The sequence below is a fragment of the Flavobacterium sp. UBA7663 genome (assembly GCF_002483315.1).
Taxonomy (GTDB): domain Bacteria; phylum Bacteroidota; class Bacteroidia; order Flavobacteriales; family Flavobacteriaceae; genus Flavobacterium.
In genome coordinates, this window is the sequence record NZ_DLHR01000015.1 from 35,730 (window position 1) to 56,668 (window position 20,939).

Below are 20,939 nucleotides of genomic sequence, written 5' to 3' on the forward strand. Positions count from 1 at the left end.
CTTAGCGAAGTAACTTTAAACAATTGGTTTTGACTTATTTTTTTAAAAATATCCAAAATCAATATTGATTTAAAATTGTAATAATATGTTGGATTTCGGAAGCTTTTAAACCCGAATTCAAAGGAATACTCAAAACCTCATCATGGATTTTCTCAGTGATTGGAAACGATAAATTATTCCAATTTGATAAAGCTTTTTGTTTGTGAGGTGGAATTGGATAATGAATCATTGTTTCAATTCCATTTTGTTTTAGATAATTTTTTAATGCTAATCGGTTTGAAGTTCGGATTACAAATAAATGAAACACATGATTTTGAGATAAATCCCAATTTGGCAACATGATTTTATCGCTTTTAATTTCCGAAAGATAACGTTTTGCCATACTTCTACGAAATTCATTTTCCGAATCTAATTGCTTTAATTTAATATTTAAAAAAGCCGATTGCAATTCGTCTAAACGAGAATTTACACCAATAATTTCGTTTTCATATTTTACTTTTGAACCATAATTTCGCATAGAAAAAAGCACTTCAGCTAATTCATTATCACTAGTTGTAATAGATCCTGCATCACCTAAAGCACCAAGATTTTTTCCTGGATAAAAACTAAAAGCCGCAGCGTTTGATAAATTTCCTGCTTTTTCATTTTCTGAAAACTGACTTCCGTGCGCTTGAGCTGCATCTTCAATAACTAATAAATTGTGCTTTTGAGCTATTTCATTTATAGCTTTCATTTCACACAATTGCCCGTATAAATGAACAGGTAAAATGGCTTTTGTTTTTGAAGTTATTTTAGCTTCAATTTCTTCTGGATTTATATTGAAAGTTTCTAATCTAGGCTCGACTAAAACAGGAACTAAATCAGCTTGTAAAACTGCTAAAATACTAGCAATGTAAGAATTTGCCGGAACAATAACTTCATCTCCTTTTTGTAGTTTTCCCAGATGAATGTAGCCTTTGAAAATTAAAACCAAAGCATCTAAACCATTTCCTACTCCAATACAATGTTTTGTGCCGCAATAAGATGCAAAATCAATTTCAAATTGCTTGACTTCATTACCTAAAATATACCAACCACCATCTAAGAATTGCTTCATCTTTTTTTGAAAAGCAACTTCAAAAGGTTGGTTTAGTTTTCTTAAATTTAGGAAATGTATCATAATAAAACGTTATCTAAAAGTGTGTGGTTTTTTATTTCAACCTCGTAAAAATCTTGTGTAATAGCTCTTGCTCCAAAACTTTCTTTCCAATACAATAAACCTTCATTTATATTTTTACCTTGATTTTCATTGGAAATTCCGAAATCGAAATATTTTTTGTCTTTAAAAACGTTAGAAATTAAATAATCGTGTAAAAAATCTAAACTTCCTAATTCGTTTTTATCTGAATTACCAGAAATATATTGAGAATGCGCTACTAAATCCGTTTCAAAAATGGTTGTTCCAGCCACAATTTTATCGTTTTGATATACATTAAATTGTCGGATATTTTTTGGAAATTTACTAAACAACAACTGAATTTCTTCCAATGAATGAACTGGTTTTGCTTGATGTTTAACTTCTAAATTTGGAATTAAAATTTCATTCCAAAATAATTCAAAATTAGGTTCTTCTTTTACAACTAAATCATTTTTGATTCCTCGTTTAATCCCATTTTTCCTATCGCGTGAAAAAGAAAAATTGGTTTTCAAATCTACAACCGACAAAACATCTCTTCTAACCAAATTTCCTTGCATCAAAAACATCAAATATTGCAATTCGTCAGAAGGAATTTGGTTGTAAATAGTTGGAATTTCTTTAAAAATTATTTTCTGAAATTGTTGAGCGTTCAAATATTCAAAAATAGATTTTGAAATCGAGATAAAATCGGAAATTTTTGTTTTCTCATGAATTACAATTCCACCATAAGTTAGTCCTTGATGCGAAAAAAGGGTTTCTCCTACTCTATTTGCGGGCAAAACAGCAACTAATTCTTGACTATCATCAAAAGCAAGCAATGAATAATCTTCAAATCGGTCTTGATGATATTCCATAAAATCGCGATGAAATAAAAAAGTAGCATTTTTGGCATTGGCTACAAATTTGTTCCACAAATCATAACGTATTGAACTATATTTTTCTACGTGATACTTTCCCAAACTATTATTTTAAAGCGGAAAATTACTAAATTTTTACGGCATCTGATTTCTTTATTCTGTTTTTTAAAAAAAATATAGTAAATTGGAACCAAATTTTCACTAAATCAGTATGTTGAAAAAATTACTTTGCCTCATTTTTCTATTAGGAATTCTATTGCCTACTTTTATAAAAGGTCAAGATATTTCGCTATTCACACAAGTAAATGGAAGATACGATTTCACATTTGTGGGAAATACAATGAACATAGCTGAAAATAATCCAACCAATTTTTATGTAACCAATACTTCGGCATCTGCAACACTAAATTTAGGTCCGAGTGACACAATTATTAGAGCTTATTTATATTGGGCAGGCAGTGGAGATGGTGATTTTGAAGTCGATTTAAACGGAACACTAATTACTCCTGATAGAACTTTTTCGCATTCGAGATTTTTCAACCCTAGTACTTTTACCTATTTCAGTGCGTTTAAAGATATTACAACTTTAGTTCAAACAACAGGAAATGGAACTTATACCCTTTCTAATTTAGACATTTCTCCTTTTGAAGCACTTCATTATAGTAGAAAGACAAATTTTGCAGGTTGGGCCATATTAATTGTTTATGAAAATCCTAGTTTAACATTAAATCAACTAAACATTTATGATGGTTTACAAGGTGTTCCAGATGCCTTACAAATAGATTTAACTAATTTATATGTATTAAATAATGCCAATGCTAAAGCAGGATTCATTGCTTGGGAAGGAGATTCTCAATTACCAACCGAAACTTTTACAGTAAATGGAACTGCAATAAGTAATCCTTTTAATCCACCTAATAACGTTTTTAATAGTACTAATTCTGTTACAGGTTCCAACCAATTGTACAATATGGATTTGGATATTTACGAAATTGATAGTTATATTTCCATAGGGGATACAAGTGCTTCAATAGCATTAACTTCTTTTCAAGATTTCATCATGATTAATACTGTAGTTACCAAACTAAACAGTCAATTACCTGATGCAACTATTGTGCTAGAAAACCCAATTTCCACTTGTAATTCCAGACAAGTCGCAATTGATTTTACAGTTTCAAATTTGAATAGTACAGAAGTTTTACAAGCCAACACCCCAATCACCTTTTATGCTGGAACACAAGCAATAGCAACTGCATTCACTCAAAACATAATTCCAATTGGAGGTAGCGAAAATGGGAACATAACTTTAACAATTCCAAGTTCTGTTCCTCTAAATTTTTCATTGCTAGCTGTTGTTGACGATACAGGAAATGGTTCTGGAATTGTTACAGAACTAGTAGAAAACAACAACACTTTCCAAATTGATATTGAACTTACTGTTTCTCCAACTTTCAATAATTTAAATTCGATAACTACTTGTAATCTTGGTTTAACTCGAGGTATTTTTGATTTTTCAAGTTACTCTGAGTTAGTTAAAACAGATCCAAGCCATATCGTTTCATTTCATGAAAATTATGATGATGCAGTCCAAAATATAAATTCAATAACAAACACTTCAAACTACGAAGCAATAACAACTCCAAAAGAAATTTTTATTCGAATTTATAATGGTTGTTTCGCTGTTACTTCTTTTTTACTATTAACTGAAAATTGTCCTCCTACAGTTTATAATGCAGTTTCTCCAAATGGAGATAATTCAAATGACACCTTTTTTATCGATGGACTTCGTGATATTTTTATGAATTTTGAATTATTAATTTACAACCGCTGGGGTAAACATTTATGGACAGGTAATAATAACAAACCCGACTGGGATGGTTATGTGGAAGATGGAGTTGGAAGTACTTTAGCGCCTGCTGGAACTTATTATTATATCCTTTATTTAAATGATCCTAATTATTCCGAACCATTAACCGGCTACCTTTATATAAACCGATAATTTACTGTTAACAAAAGTTAAAATTTCTTAAATCCGTTTCTTACATAATTAAAATCGAAGATAATTTTTATCTTTAGCCATTACTAAACCAAAAACCATGAGATACTTATCGTTATTGTTAGTATTCTTGATTTCTTTTTCCGGAAATGCTCAAGAATATTTTCCAAAAAATGATGGCGTAAAACAAAGCTTCAAAAACTATGTTGCTATTACAAACGCCACTATTTATGTATCAGCAACGCAAAAAATTGAAAAAGCAACGCTGTTAATCAAAGAAAACAAAATTGTTGAAGTTGGAACAAACATTTCTATTCCAAAAGGAGCTACAATTGTAGATGCAACAGGAAAAACAATTTATCCATCATTCGTAGAATTATATAGCGAATTTGGAATCAACAAACCAACACCAAGACCAAGTGGTAACTTCACACCACAATACGATACCAATCGTGAAGGTTATTATTGGAACGACCACATCAAACCAGAATACAATGCATACGAAAACTTAAGCTACGATCAAAAAGCAGCTGGAAGTTTAAGAGAAGCTGGTTTTGGTACCGTTTTAAGTCACCACAATGATGGTGTAATTGCAGGAACAGGTTTACTTTGGACATTAAACGACTTCGGGACAAACGCTGATAGAATGATTAAAGATAAAGTATCGCAACATTTCACATTCAGCAGAAGTAAATTTACCAAGCAAAGTTACCCTTCTTCTATGATGGGAAGTATGGCTTTAATTCGCCAAGTATTTCACGATGCTAAATGGTACGGACAAGGAAATGCAACTAATAAAGATTTATCTTTAGAAGCATTCAACAACAACAAATCTTTACTTCAAATCTTCAACGCTGGCGATAAATTAAATGCATTGAGAGCAGATAAATTAGGTGATGAATTTGGAGTAAAATATCTAATTAAAGGAAGCGGAAATGAATTTGAGCGTATCGACGAAATCAAAAAATCAGGCGCTACTTTTATCATTCCATTGAACTTCCCTGATGCGTATGACGTTTCTGACCCATACTTAGCGCAACAAGTAAGCTTGAGCGATATGAAATTTTGGAATCAAGCCCCATTTAACTTGAAAATTTTGGCTGAGAATAATGTACCATTTGTACTTTCTACAGCAGATTTAAAAGAAACCAAATCATTTCTTTCTAATTTAAGAAAAGCCGTTTTATATGGTTTACCAAAAGACAAAGCTCTATTAGCTTTAACAGAAACTCCTGCAAAATTGGTAAATCAATTTGACAAAGTAGGTTCTATTTCTAAAGGAAAATTAGCGAATTTCATTATCGTTTCAGGGGATATTTTTGAAGACAAAAGCAACATCTTAGAAAACTGGGTACAAGGAAATCGAAATATCATCGATAAAATCAATCCTACTGATATTAGAGGAACTTACGATTTAGTTTTTGACAACCATAAATTCGAATTAAAAATCGAAGGTGAAACTTCAAAATTTGAAGCAAAAGCCGTTAAAGACAGCATCAACTTTGGAACAAAAATTCAGTTCAATGATCCTTGGGTGAATTTAGTTATCAAAAATCAAGATACTACAAAAGCAAATTTCGTTAGACTTTCAGGAACTTTCGTAAAAGACATGATGCAAGGAAAAGCCGTTTTAGAAAATGGAAACGAAACATCTTGGACAGCAACTAAAAGAGCAACTGAAGTTAAAGACGATAAAAAGAAAGACGATAAAAAAGACGAACCAAAAGTGCAGTCTATGTATGCTGTAACGTATCCAAATATTTCTTTTGGAAACGACGAAAAACCAAAACAAGAAACGATTCTATTCAAAAATGTAACGGTTTGGACTGGTGAAAAAGAAGGAAATCTTAAAGAAACAGATGTTTTAATCCAAAACGGTAAAATTGCAAAAATTGGTAAAAACTTACCCTCAACTGGAGCAAAAGTTGTTGACGGAACAGGTAAACACTTAACAGCTGGAATCATTGATGAACACTCGCACATTGCCATTTCAAATGGAGTTAACGAAGGTGGGCAAAATTCATCAGCAGAAGTTACTATTGAAGATGTGGTAAATTCTGATGATATTAATATTTACAGAAACTTAGCTGGTGGCGTTACTTCGGCTAACTTGTTACATGGTTCTGCAAATCCTATTGGTGGTCGTGCAGCTTTCATCAAATTGAAATGGGGTTATTCTCCTGATGAAATGTTAGTGAAAGATGCTCCAAAATACATCAAATTTGCTTTAGGTGAGAACGTAAAACAATCGAATTGGGGCGATTTTGAAAGAAGCCGTTTTCCACAATCGCGTATGGGTGTGGAACAAGTTTACGAAGATTATTTCACTAGAGCAATCGAATACAAAAATGAGTGGGATACTTACAAATCAGGTAAAAATAAAAAAATGCCAAGATTTGATGTCGAAATGGAAGTTTTAGGCGAAATTTTAGCTAAAAAACGTTTCATCACTTGTCACTCTTACGTACAATCGGAAATCAATATGTTGATGAAATTAGCAGAGCGTTATGGTTTCAAAATTCAAACATTTACACACATTTTAGAAGGCTACAAATTAGCTGATAAAATGTCGGCTCACGGCGTTGCTGGTTCAACATTTGCAGATTGGTGGGCTTATAAATATGAAGTAAACGATGCCATTCCTTACAATGCGGCTATTATGATGAACGAAGGCGTAAAAGTATCTATCAATTCAGATGATGCTGAAATGTCAAGACGTTTGAATCAAGAAGCAGCTAAAACGGTTAAATACGGAAATGTAACGGAAGAAGAAGCTTGGAATTTCGTAACCCTAAATCCAGCAAAAATTCTTCAAGTAGACAATAAAGTAGGAAGTATTAAAGTAGGTAAAGATGCCGATGTGGTACTTTGGTCTGATAGCCCTTTATCTATCTACACTAGAGCAGAAAAAACATTAGTAGACGGAATTATTTTCTATGATTTAGAAAAAGAGAAAGAAGTGATGAGCGAAATTCAAAAAGAAAGAGCCGATTTGATTAACTTCATGTTAGACGCTAAAAACAAAGGAATGAAAACGCAATTACCTAAGAAAAAAGAAAACGGTCACTACCACTGTGATACTTTAGGAGAATATTGCAAAGAGTCTCACTATAAATACAATTAATAATGAAAAAATATATAGTTCTTTTATTTATTTCTTTGTTTGGGTTTGCCCAACAAACGCCAGCTCCAAAACAAAGTAAATCGATTTTAATCTTAGGTGCTAAAGCGCATTTAGGAAACGGACAAGTAATTGAAAACAGTTTAATTTCGATTATAGATGGAAAAATTGCAGCAATTAGCGATGCAACAGTAATGAAACCAGCCAAACACGATATTGTGATTGAAGCATCTGGAAAACATGTATATCCAGGATTTATCGCGCCGAATTCAACATTAGGTTTAGTTGAAATTGATGCCGTAAGAGCTTCGGATGACGAAAGTGAGATTGGACAATTCAATCCACACGTAAGAAGTATTATCGCTTACAATGCCGAGTCAAAATTAGTTGAAACTACGCGTCCAAATGGCGTTTTATTAGCACAAATTACACCAAGAGGTGGCAGAATTCCAGGAACTTCATCAATCGTTCAATTAGATGCTTGGAACTGGGAAGACGCTTCGATTAAAACCGACGATGGAATTCACTTAAACTGGCCAAGAAGCTATTCAAGAGCGGGTTGGTGGGCAGAACCAGGAGGCATTGAAATGAACAAAAACTACGATCCACAAGTAAAAGCAATTCAAGAATATTTTGACAATGCTTTTGCTTATTTGGGAAGTAAAAATGCTAAAAAAGACATTCCTTACGAAGCTATGAAAGGTTTACAATCGGGTGAGAAAACCTTGTATGTAAACGCAAATGGCGAAAAAGAAATCATCGATGCGGTTTTGTTCAAAAAGAAAAACAACATCAAAAACATGACAATTGTTGGTGGTTATTATGCTTTTAAAGTAGGTGCTTTATTAAAAGAAAATAACGTTTCGGTCTTATTAAATCGTGTACACAGTTTGCCTTTATTAGAAGATGAAGATGTAAATTTACCCTACAAAAATGCCAAATTATTAGTAGATGCAGGCGTTTTAGTTGGCTTACAAAACGCTGGTGACATGGAACGTATGCAAACCAGAAACCTTCCGTTTTACGCTGGAACTTGTGCGGCTTGGGGACTTTCAAAAGAACAAGCGTTACAATTAATCACTGGAAATTCAGCTAAAATTCTAGGAATTGACAACCAATACGGAACGTTAGAATCAGGTAAAAGCGCAACTTTATTCATTTCTGAAGGCGATGCTTTAGATATGAAAACGAATGTTATTTCCTTCGCTTTTATTGATGGAAGACAAATCAGTTTAGAAAGTCATCACACGGAATTGTACAAACGTTACAAAGGAAAATTTGAACAACAAAAAAAATAACACTAAAAGCCTTTCAGTAAATGAGAGGCTTTTTTTGTACTTTTGCTCTATAATTTCTTATTCATGAAACAAATCACCTCGGTTCAAAATCCATTTATTAAATCGTTAGTTCAATTGCAAGAAAAGGCAAAAATTCGTAAACAAACGGGCACTTTTTTAATTGAAGGAAAACGTGAAATTGAATTGGCACTAAAAGGTGGCTATGAATTAGAAACCATTCTATTTTTACCTGAAATCATTTCTGAAAGAGAAATAAAAAATCTTGTCAAATCAGGTGAAATAGAACGTATCGAAATATCAAAAGAAGTCTATCAAAAATTAGCCTATCGCGATACTACCGAAGGAATTTTAGCCATTGCCAAAACAAAATCGTTAGCCTTATCCGATTTAAAACTTTCTAAAAATCCACTAATATTAGTTGGAGAATCCTTAGAAAAACCCGGAAACGTAGGCGCCATTTTAAGAACTGCTGATGCTGCTAATATTGATGCAGTTATTATTGCCAATCCAAAAAGCGATTTATATAACCCAAATATCGTTCGCTCAAGTGTAGGTTGTTTGTTTACCCGACAAATTGCGGTTGGAACTACAGAGGAAGTTATTGCTTATTTGAAAGCAAATAAAATCAATATTTATTCAGCTACTTTACAAGATTCAACCGAATATCACACCCAAAACTACACTACTCCTACTGCTTTAGTGGTTGGAACAGAAGCAACAGGTTTATCAGAAAAATGGCGAACAGAAAGCACTAAAAACATCATCATTCCAATGCAAGGCGAAATTGATTCAATGAATGTTTCGGTTGCAGCTGCTATTCTGCTATTCGAAGCTAAAAGACAAAGACAATTTCAATAGCAATTTCAAAATTCAACGTCAAATCTTTGTTCTTTATTCATTTCTCTATTTTCACTCTTGCACAATTAGAAAAAATACTTTACTTTTAGTTGGTTAAAGAAAATGTATGACAGAGTTAGAATTAGAAGCCGAAAACAAAGCCATTGCGCAAGAATATAAAGAATTACTTCGCATCAGTTATCAAACCCTTACTGATGAAGACAAAAAAATCATCCGTAAAGCATTTGATGTAGCTGTTGATGCTCATAAAGACCAACGAAGAAAATCGGGTGAAGCCTATATTTTCCATCCCATTGCCGTAGCTAAAATTGTAGCGCGTGATATTGGTTTGGGAGCAACTTCAATAGCAGCCGCCTTAATGCACGATGTGGTAGAGGACACCGATATTACAGTTGAGGACATTGAAAAAATGTTCAATCCTAAGATTGCTCAATTGGTTGAAGGCTTAACCAAAATTGCCAAGGTTAAAACCGACCAAGAAATTTCAATGCAAGCGGAGAATTTCCGTAAAATGCTATTGACGTTAAACGATGACGTTCGGGTAATTCTAATCAAAATCGCCGATAGATTGCACAATATGCAAACTATGGGAAGTATGGTGGATTACAAACAAGCCAAAATTGCTTCCGAAACACTTTATATTTATGCACCGCTTGCTCATCGTTTAGGATTATACAACATCAAAACCAAATTAGAAGACTTAGGTTTAAAATATACCGAACCCGAAGTTTACAATGATATTGTAAGTAAAATTAAAGAAACCAAAGAAGAGCAAGATGAATACATCAAAACTATTTCAGATGTATTAAGTAAATCAATGGTTGAAGAAGGAATAGAATTCACAATTAAAGGTCGTCCAAAATCGATTTATTCTATCCGTAGAAAGATGAAAGTTCAAGGCGTTACTTTTGATGAAGTTTACGACAAATTTGCGCTTCGAATTATTTACAAAGCCAACCAACATGACGAAAAATTCATTGCTTGGAAAATATATTCTGTAGTTACTGATCATTATCGTCCTTCGCCAAGTCGATTACGTGACTGGATTTCTTCCCCAAAATCGTCTGGTTATGAAGCACTTCATATTACCGTAATGGGACCAAAAGGTCGTTGGGTAGAAATTCAAGTGCGAAGCGAACGGATGGATGAAATTGCGGAAAAAGGCTACGCAGCGCATTACAAATATAAAAATGGAGCTACTGAAGAACATGGTTTGGAAATTTGGCTAAACCAATTAAAAGAAGCATTAGAAAATTCTTCTACCAATGCAGTTGACTTTGTAGAAGATTTTAAATTGAATTTGTATGCCAAAGAAATCTATGTATTCACTCCAAAAGGCGAAATTAAATCGTTACCAAAAGGAGCTACTTCGTTAGATTTCGCTTTTAGTATTCACTCAGAAATTGGTGTAAAAACAAGAGGAACTAGAGTAAACGGAAAATTAGTTCCGCTAAATCATGTTTTAAATAGTGGTGATCAAGTAGAAATTATTACATCGGCGAATCAAAAACCAACTTCGCAATGGTTAGATTATGTTACCACTTCGAGAGCGAAAAATAAAATTAAAAACGTTTTAAACGAAAACACTAAAAAGATTGCCGAAGACGGAAAAGAAATTCTTACTCGAAAACTACGTCATTTAAAAATTGTACTTAACGAAAATACGACTAATGAATTGGTCAACTTCTTTAAGTTACAAACCAGTTTAGATTTGTATTACCGAGCTGGAATTGGCGCAATTGAAAACCAACAACTAAAAGATTATGCTGCTCAAAAAAGCAACACATTGGTTAATTTCTTTAAGAAAACTATCAAACGTTCGCCATCTAATCAACCAGAACAAATTCACAAAAATGAAATTAGTAAAAAATACGATTTATTAGTATTTGGTTCAGAACAAGACAAATTAGATTATAAATTATCAAGCTGTTGCAATCCAATTCCAGGTGATGAAGTTTTTGGATTTGTTAGTATTAATGAAGGAATAAAAGTACATAGAAAAGACTGTCCAAATGCCATTAGTATGCAATCTAATTATGCCTATCGCATTATTCCAGCAAAATGGATTGACTCCTCTCAAGAAGAATTTAAAGCCATTTTAAAAATCACAGGAATGGATATTTTAGGATTAACCAACGATTTAACCAAAGTAATTTCAAACCAAATGAATGTGAATATTCAGAGTATTTCGTTGAGCAGTGACGCTGGTATTTTTAACGGACAAGTTGCTGTTGTTGTTCAAAACAATACCATTCTGAAAAAATTGATTGAAAACATCAAAAAAGTAGATGGAATTGATAAGGTAACAAGGGTTTATAATAATTAACAAAAGTTAATAACTAAAATATCCCAATTAAGTTTAGGATTTTATACAAAGCAAAAATAACACTATCTTTGCCAATATTTCATTAACCAAAGCAATGGAAAACAAAAATCAGGAAATTGTAAAGAATGTTTTTACTAAATATTTAGAAGAGAAAGCGCACCGTAAAACGCCTGAACGTTATGCTATTCTTCAGGAAATTTACAATGCCACCGAGCATTTTGATATCGAATCTTTGTATATCAAAATGAAAAATAAAAACTATCGCGTAAGTAGAGCTACACTTTACAATACTATCGAACTTTTATTAGAATGTGGTTTGGTGCGTCGTCATCAATTTGGACAAAATCAAGCACATTATGAAAAATCATACTTCGATAAACAACACGATCACATTATTTTAACCGACACTGGTGAAGTTATCGAATTTTGCGATCCAAGAATTCAGCAAATTAAACAAACCATGGAAGAAATGTTTGGTATTAATATCTCAACCCATTCACTTTACTTCTACGGAACAAAAAAACAACAATAATTGACGATTCGTAATTTATTAGTACAGACAAGTCACTGACTTGTCTCTACCAAAAAAATAATAACAACTAACTACAAATAATAAACACAACACAATGACTGTAGATTTACTACTTGGATTACAATGGGGAGACGAAGGAAAAGGAAAAATCGTTGACGTTCTTACCTCAAAATACGATATTATTGCTCGTTTTCAAGGTGGACCAAATGCTGGACACACTTTAGAATTTGATGGAATCAAACACGTTTTAAGAACGATTCCTTCTGGAATTTTCCACAAAAACGCCATCAATATTATTGGAAATGGAGTTGTAATCGACCCAGTAGTTTTCCAAAAAGAAATTGAAGGTTTAGCAAAATTCAATATGGATGTTACTGCTAAATTGTTCATTTCTAGAAAAGCACACTTAATTTTACCAACACACCGTTTACTAGACGCTGCTTCCGAAGCATCAAAAGGAAAAGCAAAAATTGGTTCTACTTTAAAAGGAATTGGTCCAACTTATATGGACAAAACGGGCAGAAACGGACTTCGTATTGGTGATTTAGAATTAGTAGATTTCAAAGAAAGATACAGAACTTTAGCTGACAAACACGAAGCAATGATTGCGTTCTACGATGTAGAATTACAATACAACTTAAAAGAAATGGAAGATGAGTTTTTTGCAGCCGTGGAGGACTTAAAGAAATTAACTTTCATTGATAGTGAAGAATATTTAAACAAAGCGTTAAAAGAAGGAAAATCAATTTTGGCAGAAGGAGCGCAAGGTTCTTTGCTAGATGTTGATTTTGGGACATATCCATTTGTAACTTCTTCAAATACAACTGCCGCAGGTGCTTGTACTGGTTTAGGAATTGCTCCTAACAAAGTAAAAGACGTATTCGGAATTTTCAAAGCGTACACTACACGTGTAGGTAGCGGACCATTCCCTACAGAAGATTTCAACGAAGCTGGGCAAACGATGGCTAAAGTAGGAAATGAATTTGGATCGGTTACAGGACGTGCTCGTCGTTGTGGTTGGTTAGATTTAGTTGCTTTAAAATATGCGGTTCAAGTAAATGGTGTAACGCAATTATACATGATGAAAGGCGACGTTCTTTCAGGATTTGACACCTTACAAGTTTGTACAGGATACAACTATAAAGGACAAGCAATTCAACATTTACCATACAACATCGAACCAGAAAATGTAACTCCAATTTTTACAGAAATGAAAGGTTGGAAAGCTGATTTAACTGGTATGACAACGTATGATGAATTACCACAAGAATTAAAAACATATATCGAATTCATTGAAAAAGAAGTGGAAGTGCCAATCAAAGTAATCTCAGTTGGACCAGACAGAAAACAAACGATAATGAAATAATTACTAAAAACGCTTTCAATTGAAAGCGTTTTTTTATACTCTTAAATGATAAAATATTCTTAATTATCAATGGCTTTTAGAGTTTTTACTTAAATTTGGCTCAAAATAAATTCGACTTGAAAAACACATTTTTTTATATCGCCTTTCTACTTCTTTCAGTTACCTTTTCGGTGGCGCAGGAAAAGAAAAAAATTATCATTGAAAATTCCGATTTCGTAGATATGAATCAGACCGAAATCCCCGGCGCAACTGTTTTTACGGGAAATGTTCGCATTATACACAATGGAGTGAAAATGTTTTGTAACAAAGCGTATCATTTTAAAGAGGAAAATTACGTAAAAGCATTTGGGAATGTTCAAATGAATCAAGGCGACACGATTACTATGAACAGCCGTTATGCAGAATACAATGGTGATAAAGAACTCGCTTTTGCTACAGGAGATGTAGTTTTACGTTCGCCAGAATCAACATTAACAACAGATACCGTTTATTTTGATAAGAAAAATCAATTAGCATCTTACAATACCTACGGCACCATTCGTAACAAAGAAAATACGTTAAGAAGTAAATCGGGTCGCTATTATGTAGACCAAAAGAAATACAAATTTACTACTGCTGTTACTGTTACGAATCCAGAAAGTACTATAAAAACTAACCATTTAGATTATTACGAAAATTCTGGACATGCTTATGTTTTTGGACCTTCAACTATTACTAGCAAAGAAAACGTAATTTATACCGAAAACGGATTTTACGACACTACTAATGATATTGGAAAACTCTCCAAAAATTCCAAAATCACGCTCGATAATAAAATAATTGAAGGGGATGATTTGTATTACGACCGAAAGAAAAATTATTCGAGAGGTATCAACAATGTAAAAATTACCGATACCATCAACAATGTAATCGCTACAGGCCATTACGCAGAATTATACCGAAATGCAGCTACCAAAAAAGACTCGATGATTTTAACCAAAAGAGCTTTAGTAAAAACATTGGTAGAAAAAGATACTTTGTATATGCATGGTAAAAAAATCATTGTTTCAGGACCTCAAGATGACCGTGTGATTCGTGCTTTTAACAATGTGCGTTTTTACAAGAGTGACATGAGTGGAAAATGTGATTCGCTTCATTCTAACAACAAAACACAGTTGACGAAAATGATTGGAAAACCTATTCTTTGGAACAACGAAAACCAAATGACAGGTGATATAATGCATTTAATTGGAAACAACAAAACACAAAAATTAGATTCATTAAAAGTACTCAATAACGCTTTTATTATTCAAAAAGATAGTCTCAGTAAAAATGGTTACAATCAGATAAAAGGACAAAATTTGTATGGAAAATTCGTTGATAGCAAACTAAAAGAAGTTGATGTCGTTAAGAACGCCGAAGTCATTTATTACATGTATAATGATGCTAATGAGTTTATTGGAATCAACAAAACAGTTTGTAGTAAAATCAATTTGGAACTAGAAGAAAATAAAATCAGTTCAATTACTTTCTTCACTAAAACCGATAGTTTTATATATCCCGAGAAAGATTTTCCAGAAAATGCACGAAAACTTAGAGGCTTCCTTTGGCGTGGTGATGAGCGCATTTTATCAAAAGACGATATTTTCCCTGCAGAAGAAATTGAATTAGATGATAAAATTCAAATTGAAGCAAAGAAAAAAGCAATTGAAGCTGAAAAACCAATGGAAATACTTCCAGAAACTTTAGAATACGATTCTAAAAACAAACCAGAAGAAAAGAAATTGGATAAAAAACCCGTAGCAAAAAAAGTAAAAAGTAATGAGTAAAAAGTGATTAGCTAAAATTAACTTATCACTTTTTACTAATCACTAAAAAATATGATTGAAGATTTTTTTAAATACCAAGCCCAAACTTCACCTCACCCATTAGCAATGGAAATTTCTCATGCTATGGGTTCTTATATTTATGATACTGATGGCAATGCCTATTTGGATATGGTTGCTGGAGTTTCAGCAAACACATTAGGGCATCAGCCGCAACGAGTAAATGATGCAATCAAAAAACAATTAGATACGTATTCTCATGTCATGGTATATGGCGAATATGCCCAACATCCAGCAACAGAATTATGTAAATTATTAGCACAACACCTTCCCTATCCACTTACGAAAACCTATTTGGTAAATTCAGGAACAGAAGCCATTGAAGGTGCTTTAAAATTAGCTCGTCGTGTAACTGGAAGAAGTCAATTAATCTCATGTCATAATGCGTATCACGGAAACACTATGGGAAGTATGAGTGTGATGGGATTTGAAGAACGCAAACAAATTTTTCGTCCTTTAATTCCAGATGTTGATTTTATTACATTCAACAATGAACCGGATTTGGAAAAAATCACCACAAGAACTGCTGGAGTTTTATTAGAAACGATTCAAGGTGGTGCAGGTTTTATTGAACCTCAAAACGATTTTCTCAAAAAAGTACGCCAACGTTGTGATGAAGTTGGTGCTATCATGATATTAGACGAAATCCAACCCGGATTTGGTCGCACCGGAAAACTTTTCGGATTTCAAAACTACGATGTCATTCCTGATGTAGTCGTTATGGGAAAAGGAATGGGTGGCGGAATGCCAGTTGGCGCTTTTACTGCATCAGCTGAGATGATGGATTTATTAAGTCACGATCCAAAATTAGGTCATATTACTACTTTTGGCGGACATCCTGTCATAGCGGCAGCGAGTTTAGCAACATTACAAGAAGTAACGGAAACCAATTTAATGGCTGAAACTTTAGAAAAAGAACAATTGTTCCGAAGCCTTTTAGTACATCCATTAATTAAAGAAATTCGCGGCCGAGGGCTTATGATTGCTGCAATGACCAATTCTCCAGAGATTACTAATGAAGTGATTTTACGTTGCCACAAAAGAGGAGTGATTTTATTCTGGCTCCTTTTCGAAGGTTGCGCTGTTCGAATTACACCGCCATTAACCATTAGTAATGAAGAAATTACAAAAGGATGTGGCATTATTATTGAGGTATTAAATGAGATAGAAAGAGAAATGAAATGATGGATGATGGAAGATGGGAGTTTGATGTTTTTTTTAACTCAAACTAAATTTTGAAATTAATTTTTGACGTTGCTCTTGTAATTGTAAATTGTTAATTAAATTGTTTACAACAATTCAAACCCCGAACCACTACCCCAATATTATTCCTTAATTTTAATAAGGATAAAATCATAAAACGAAGCGCTATGAATTTGAGTCACGAAGAAGAAGAAAACAGCTTGTCCTTATCTAAATTTGAATCAATGTTAAAAACCAACAAAGTTTTTTTCTTTGATTCAGAGGAGTTTGAAGATATTATTCTTCATTATATGGATACCGGCCGATTGAACTTGGCCAAAAAAGCGCTAAAATTAGGTTTAGAACAACATCCAAAATCTACTGGATTAAAATTAGTTCAAGTAGAAATGTTGGTGTACGAAGACAAACTCGATATTGCTGAAAAGTTACTAAACGAGTTATATGCTATTGAGCCAACAAACGAAGAAATTTACATCCAAAAAGCCAACATACATTCTAAACGAGACGAACACGAAAAGGCTATTTCCTTTTTAAAAATCGCCTTAAAATACACAGATGATTATGCTGATGTGTATTCGATGATTGGAATGGAATATCTTTTCATGGATAATCTTGAAATGGCAAAAGAAAATTTCATCAAATGTTTAGACGAAGATACCGAAGATTATTCGGCACTTTACAACGTAGTGTACTGTTTTGATTTCTTAGATCAGAATGAAGATGCTATTGTTTACCTAAACAAATTCATTGATAAAAATCCGTATAGTGAAGTCGCTTGGCATCAGTTAGGCAGACAATATTATGCGTTGAAAAACTACGAAAAAGCAGTTTGGGCATTCGATTACGCAACTTTAATTGACGAGACCTTCTTAGGTGCGTACATGGAAAAAGCAAAATCATACGAAAAACTAAAAAAATATCAAGAAGCAATTGATTGCTACAACATTACATTAGAATTAGATGATCCTTCTTCTTTTGTTTTGCTTCGTGTGGCGAAATGTTACGAGCGTTTAGGAAATACCGAATTCGCATTAAATTATTACCTAAAAACAGTTCACGAAGACCCATTGTTAGATAAAGGCTGGATTGCAATTACTGATTTTTATATTCGTCAAAAAAACTTCCAAAAAGCATTATATTACGTAAACAAAGCAATTGGAATTGATGGTGATAATTCGTTATACTGGAAACGATTTGCAGCCGTAAATACAGCACTTCATTTCTTTGAAGAAGCAGAATACGGCTACCGAAAAGCATTTGAAAGTGGCGATATCAATTTAGATACTTTTACACTTTGGACAGACGTTTTACAATATTTAGGCGAGTTTGATACTGCTATTGAAATCCTTTTAGAAGCAAGAGATGTTTTACCAGACGAGTACGAAATGGAATACCGTTTGGCTGGATTGTACTTCTTAACAGATGACGTTACCAAAGGAAATCTTCACCTTATGAACGGAATGAAATTAAATTTGAAACAACTTTCTTTGTTTCAAGAGTTATTTCCAGTAGTTTGGGAAAGAACTGAAGTTCAGAAAACAATTATGAAATTTAAAAAATAAAAATAAACAACCCTTAACCCATTCCAAAGTAGCAATACTTTGGAATTTTTATTGTCATGAGAAAACTATTTCCCGATTATTTGATTATTACGCTTAAAGGATTAGCAATGGGAGCTGCCGATGTAGTTCCAGGTGTTTCTGGAGGAACCATTGCTTTTATTTCTGGAATTTATCAAGAATTAATTGATAGCATTAATAATGTAAATATTTCTGTTTTAAAAACATTAAAAAACGAAGGCTTAAAAGCCGCTTGGAAGCAAGTAAACGGTAGTTTTTTATTGGCTTTATTATCTGGAATCGGAATCAGTATTTTAACTTTTTCTAAAGTGATTACGCATTTATTAGAAACCCAACCTATTTTAGTTTGGTCGTTTTTCTTTGGATTAATTATCGCTAGTATTACTTTAATTTGGAAAGAAATTACGAGTTGGAAATTAGTCGATATTTTATTTTTACTAATAGGAATTACGGTTTCTTATTATATTACTATTGCACGTCCAGTGAGTTCTCCTGACAGCTATTGGTATTTATTTTTATCGGGTTTTATTGCCATTATTGCGATGATTTTACCCGGAATTTCAGGTGCTTTCATTTTGCTTTTAATGGGTTCTTATGAAACGGTAATTGGAACCATCAATACATTTAGAGAAGGCTTAACCACTGCCAATTCTGAAATCTTAACACAAGCTTTATTAAAATTAGGTGTTTTTGCTATTGGTTGTATTATCGGATTAAAATCGTTTTCTAAAGTATTACATTGGATGTTTGCCCATCATAAAAACACAACATTAACCTTATTAGTAGGATTTATGGTTGGTTCATTAAATAAAGTTTGGCCTTGGAAACAAGTTTTAGAAACAAGAATCAACAGTCATGGCGAAGTAGTTCCTTATATTGACAAAAGTATTTTACCACAAAATTTTGAGGGTGAACCTCAAATTGCAATGGCAATCGTATTGGCTATTTTAGGATTTTTTGTAATTTTTGGAATGGAAAAATTAGCTAGTAAATTAGGGAGAAACTAATTTTCATAAAGTAAAAATTTCAAAATAAGCAAACGATTTTGACAATTTCATTAAAACTACCTTTTTCATTAAACGCTTAAATCACAAATAAATTTAAAATACCCCAACCACCATAATGGAAATTATCGATTTTTTATCTGCCTTTCTGAATGACCCTTTAACAGTAATACAAGATTTAATTCATCAATACGATTACTTAATTTACTTAATCTTATTCTTAGTTATTTTTGCAGAAACTGGCTTTGTTTTTATGCCACTTTTACCAGGAGATTCTTTGCTTTTTGCTATTGGCGTAATTGCCGCTTCAACAGGACAATTAAGCATGTCAATCATCATTCCGTTATTAATTATTGCCGCTTTGCTTGGTGATAATTTAAACTACTTTGTAGGAAATAAATTTGGCAATCTCATAAAGCAAAAAAAGAAAATCCTTTTCCTTAAAAAAGAATACATCACTCATACCGAAACTTTCTTTGAAAAAAATGGTGGAAAAGCTATTATCATGGCACGATTTGTACCCGTATTAAGAACCATTGCTCCTTTTGTTGCTGGTGCAGGAAGCATGCCGTACATTAAATATATTGTTTTTTGTGTCTTAGGAGCGTTTATTTGGGTAACCAGCTTAACCTTTTTAGGATATTTCTTAGGACAAGTGGTTTGGGTAAAAGAAAATTTTGACATGGTTATTTTATTAATAACATTTGTTTCTGTTTCTCCTGTTATCATTAAGATAATTAAAAAGAAACTATCAAAAAAATAATTTTATTACTCTTAAATTCAAAAAAAAACATTGTCTTAACAATTTATAATAAAATACTATTTAAATTTGATTTCTTAAAACTCTGAAAATCTTTTACCAATGAAAAAGAAAACAAAAAAACAGTTGAAATTTGGCTTAATTGGCCGAAATATTAGCTATTCTTTTTCTAAAAAGTATTTCAATGAAAAGTTTGAAATTGGTCATTTTGACAATTGTGAATACAAGAATTACGACATTGAAAGTATCAAAGAGTTTCCAAAAGTAATCACTGAAATTAAAGGGTTACGTGGTTTAAATGTTACCATTCCGTACAAAGAAGAGATTATTCCCTATTTAGATAAATTATCGAAAACAGCTAAGAAAATTGGGGCCGTAAATTGCGTTACGATTTCCAAAAAGAAAAAACTAAAAGGCTACAACACCGATTACCACGGATTTAAAAAATCCATCAAACCTTTATTGAAAGACCACCACAAAAAAGCGTTGATTTTAGGAACTGGTGGCGCAAGTAAAGCAATCGCATACGCCTTACGAAGCTTAAAAATCGAATATGATTTTGTTTCCAGAACAGCAGATGAATTTCAATTCAAATACGAAGAATTAGACGCTTCAATTTTTGAAGAATATACGATTGTCATCAATACGACTCCAGTAGGAACGCATCCTAATGTAGACGATTGTCCTAATTTAGACTACAATTTGTTTACAAAAAAACACATTGCTTACGACTTAATTTACAATCCAGAAGAAACCGCATTTTTAAGAAAAGCCAAAGCACAAGGCGCCGTGACTAAAAACGGTTATGAAATGTTGGTTTTACAGGCGGAAAAGGCTTGGAAGATTTGGAATGAGTAGATTAGCACGCTGATGACACGGGTTTTCAAGCGCTGATTATAACTGATTTTCTTTTAAACACATAGACACATTAGAAAAACTATGCGTTGATTTTAGGCGTTTCACTTTGCATAGAACACAAAGTCAACTTAAATGAAC

General features: G+C 32.8%; 15 protein-coding genes. 13 read left to right on the top strand and 2 right to left on the bottom strand.

Annotation, left to right across the window (positions count from 1 at the left end):
- Positions 1-58 precede the first annotated feature (58 nt).
- Together B2741_RS04760 and B2741_RS04765 are read right to left on the bottom strand one after the other, a co-directional pair.
- Positions 59-1,159 (bottom strand): DegT/DnrJ/EryC1/StrS family aminotransferase, encoded by a 1,101-nt coding sequence (locus B2741_RS04760; protein WP_291135903.1) that lies wholly within the window; start codon positions 1,157-1,159, stop codon positions 59-61.
- Positions 1,156-2,136 (bottom strand): GNAT family N-acetyltransferase, encoded by a 981-nt coding sequence (locus B2741_RS04765; RefSeq protein WP_291135906.1) that lies wholly within the window; start codon positions 2,134-2,136, stop codon positions 1,156-1,158. The genes B2741_RS04760 and B2741_RS04765 overlap by 4 nt, the downstream gene beginning before the upstream one ends.
- A 109-nt stretch (positions 2,137-2,245) precedes the next feature.
- Between B2741_RS04765 and B2741_RS04770 the strand changes: the two genes are divergently transcribed.
- The 13 genes from B2741_RS04770 to B2741_RS04830 all read left to right on the top strand — a co-directional run bounded on the left by B2741_RS04770 (position 2,246) and on the right by B2741_RS04830 (position 20,801).
- Positions 2,246-4,033, top strand: a complete 1,788-nt coding sequence (locus B2741_RS04770; protein WP_291135908.1) for a gliding motility-associated C-terminal domain-containing protein — start codon at positions 2,246-2,248, stop codon at positions 4,031-4,033.
- A 97-nt stretch (positions 4,034-4,130) separates the two neighbouring features.
- Positions 4,131-7,154, top strand: coding sequence for an amidohydrolase family protein (locus tag B2741_RS04775; RefSeq protein ID WP_291135910.1), 3,024 nt, complete (start codon positions 4,131-4,133; stop codon positions 7,152-7,154).
- 2 nt (positions 7,155-7,156) lie between these two features.
- Entirely contained in the window at positions 7,157-8,449 is a 1,293-nt protein-coding gene (locus B2741_RS04780; protein ID WP_291135912.1) for an amidohydrolase family protein, read from the top strand.
- Positions 8,450-8,512: 63 nt separating this feature from the next.
- Positions 8,513-9,307: a TrmH family RNA methyltransferase gene (locus B2741_RS04785; protein WP_291135914.1), complete on the top strand. Its 795-nt coding sequence runs from the start codon at positions 8,513-8,515 to the stop codon at positions 9,305-9,307.
- 106 nt (positions 9,308-9,413) lie between these two features.
- The gene (locus B2741_RS04790) at positions 9,414-11,633 is read left to right on the top strand and encodes a RelA/SpoT family protein (protein ID WP_291135916.1); all 2,220 of its coding nucleotides are present in this window, start codon (positions 9,414-9,416) and stop codon (positions 11,631-11,633) included.
- Positions 11,634-11,727: 94 nt separating this feature from the next.
- A complete protein-coding gene (locus B2741_RS04795) occupies positions 11,728-12,165 on the top strand; it encodes a Fur family transcriptional regulator (protein WP_291135918.1) in 438 nt (145 codons plus the stop codon).
- 94 nt (positions 12,166-12,259) lie between these two features.
- Positions 12,260-13,531 carry an adenylosuccinate synthase gene (locus B2741_RS04800; RefSeq protein ID WP_291135920.1) on the top strand — a complete coding sequence of 424 codons (1,272 nt, stop codon included), beginning with the start codon at positions 12,260-12,262 and terminating at the stop codon, positions 13,529-13,531.
- A 116-nt stretch (positions 13,532-13,647) separates the two neighbouring features.
- The gene (locus tag B2741_RS04805; protein WP_291135922.1) at positions 13,648-15,339 is read left to right on the top strand and encodes an OstA-like protein; all 1,692 of its coding nucleotides are present in this window, start codon (positions 13,648-13,650) and stop codon (positions 15,337-15,339) included.
- Between the two features lie 51 nt (positions 15,340-15,390).
- Positions 15,391-16,581, top strand: coding sequence for an aspartate aminotransferase family protein (locus B2741_RS04810; RefSeq protein WP_291135924.1), 1,191 nt, complete (start codon positions 15,391-15,393; stop codon positions 16,579-16,581).
- Positions 16,582-16,766: 185 nt separating this feature from the next.
- Positions 16,767-18,161, top strand: coding sequence for a tetratricopeptide repeat protein (locus B2741_RS04815; protein WP_291135926.1), 1,395 nt, complete (start codon positions 16,767-16,769; stop codon positions 18,159-18,161).
- A 56-nt stretch (positions 18,162-18,217) separates the two neighbouring features.
- Complete coding sequence (locus tag B2741_RS04820; RefSeq protein WP_291135928.1) at positions 18,218-19,186, top strand: DUF368 domain-containing protein; 969 nt, start codon at positions 18,218-18,220, stop codon at positions 19,184-19,186.
- A gap of 115 nt (positions 19,187-19,301) precedes the next feature.
- Positions 19,302-19,946: a VTT domain-containing protein gene (locus B2741_RS04825; protein ID WP_291135930.1), complete on the top strand. Its 645-nt coding sequence runs from the start codon at positions 19,302-19,304 to the stop codon at positions 19,944-19,946.
- Between the two features lie 99 nt (positions 19,947-20,045).
- Positions 20,046-20,801, top strand: coding sequence for a shikimate dehydrogenase family protein (locus B2741_RS04830; protein WP_291135932.1), 756 nt, complete (start codon positions 20,046-20,048; stop codon positions 20,799-20,801).
- Positions 20,802-20,939: the final 138 nt, after the last annotated feature.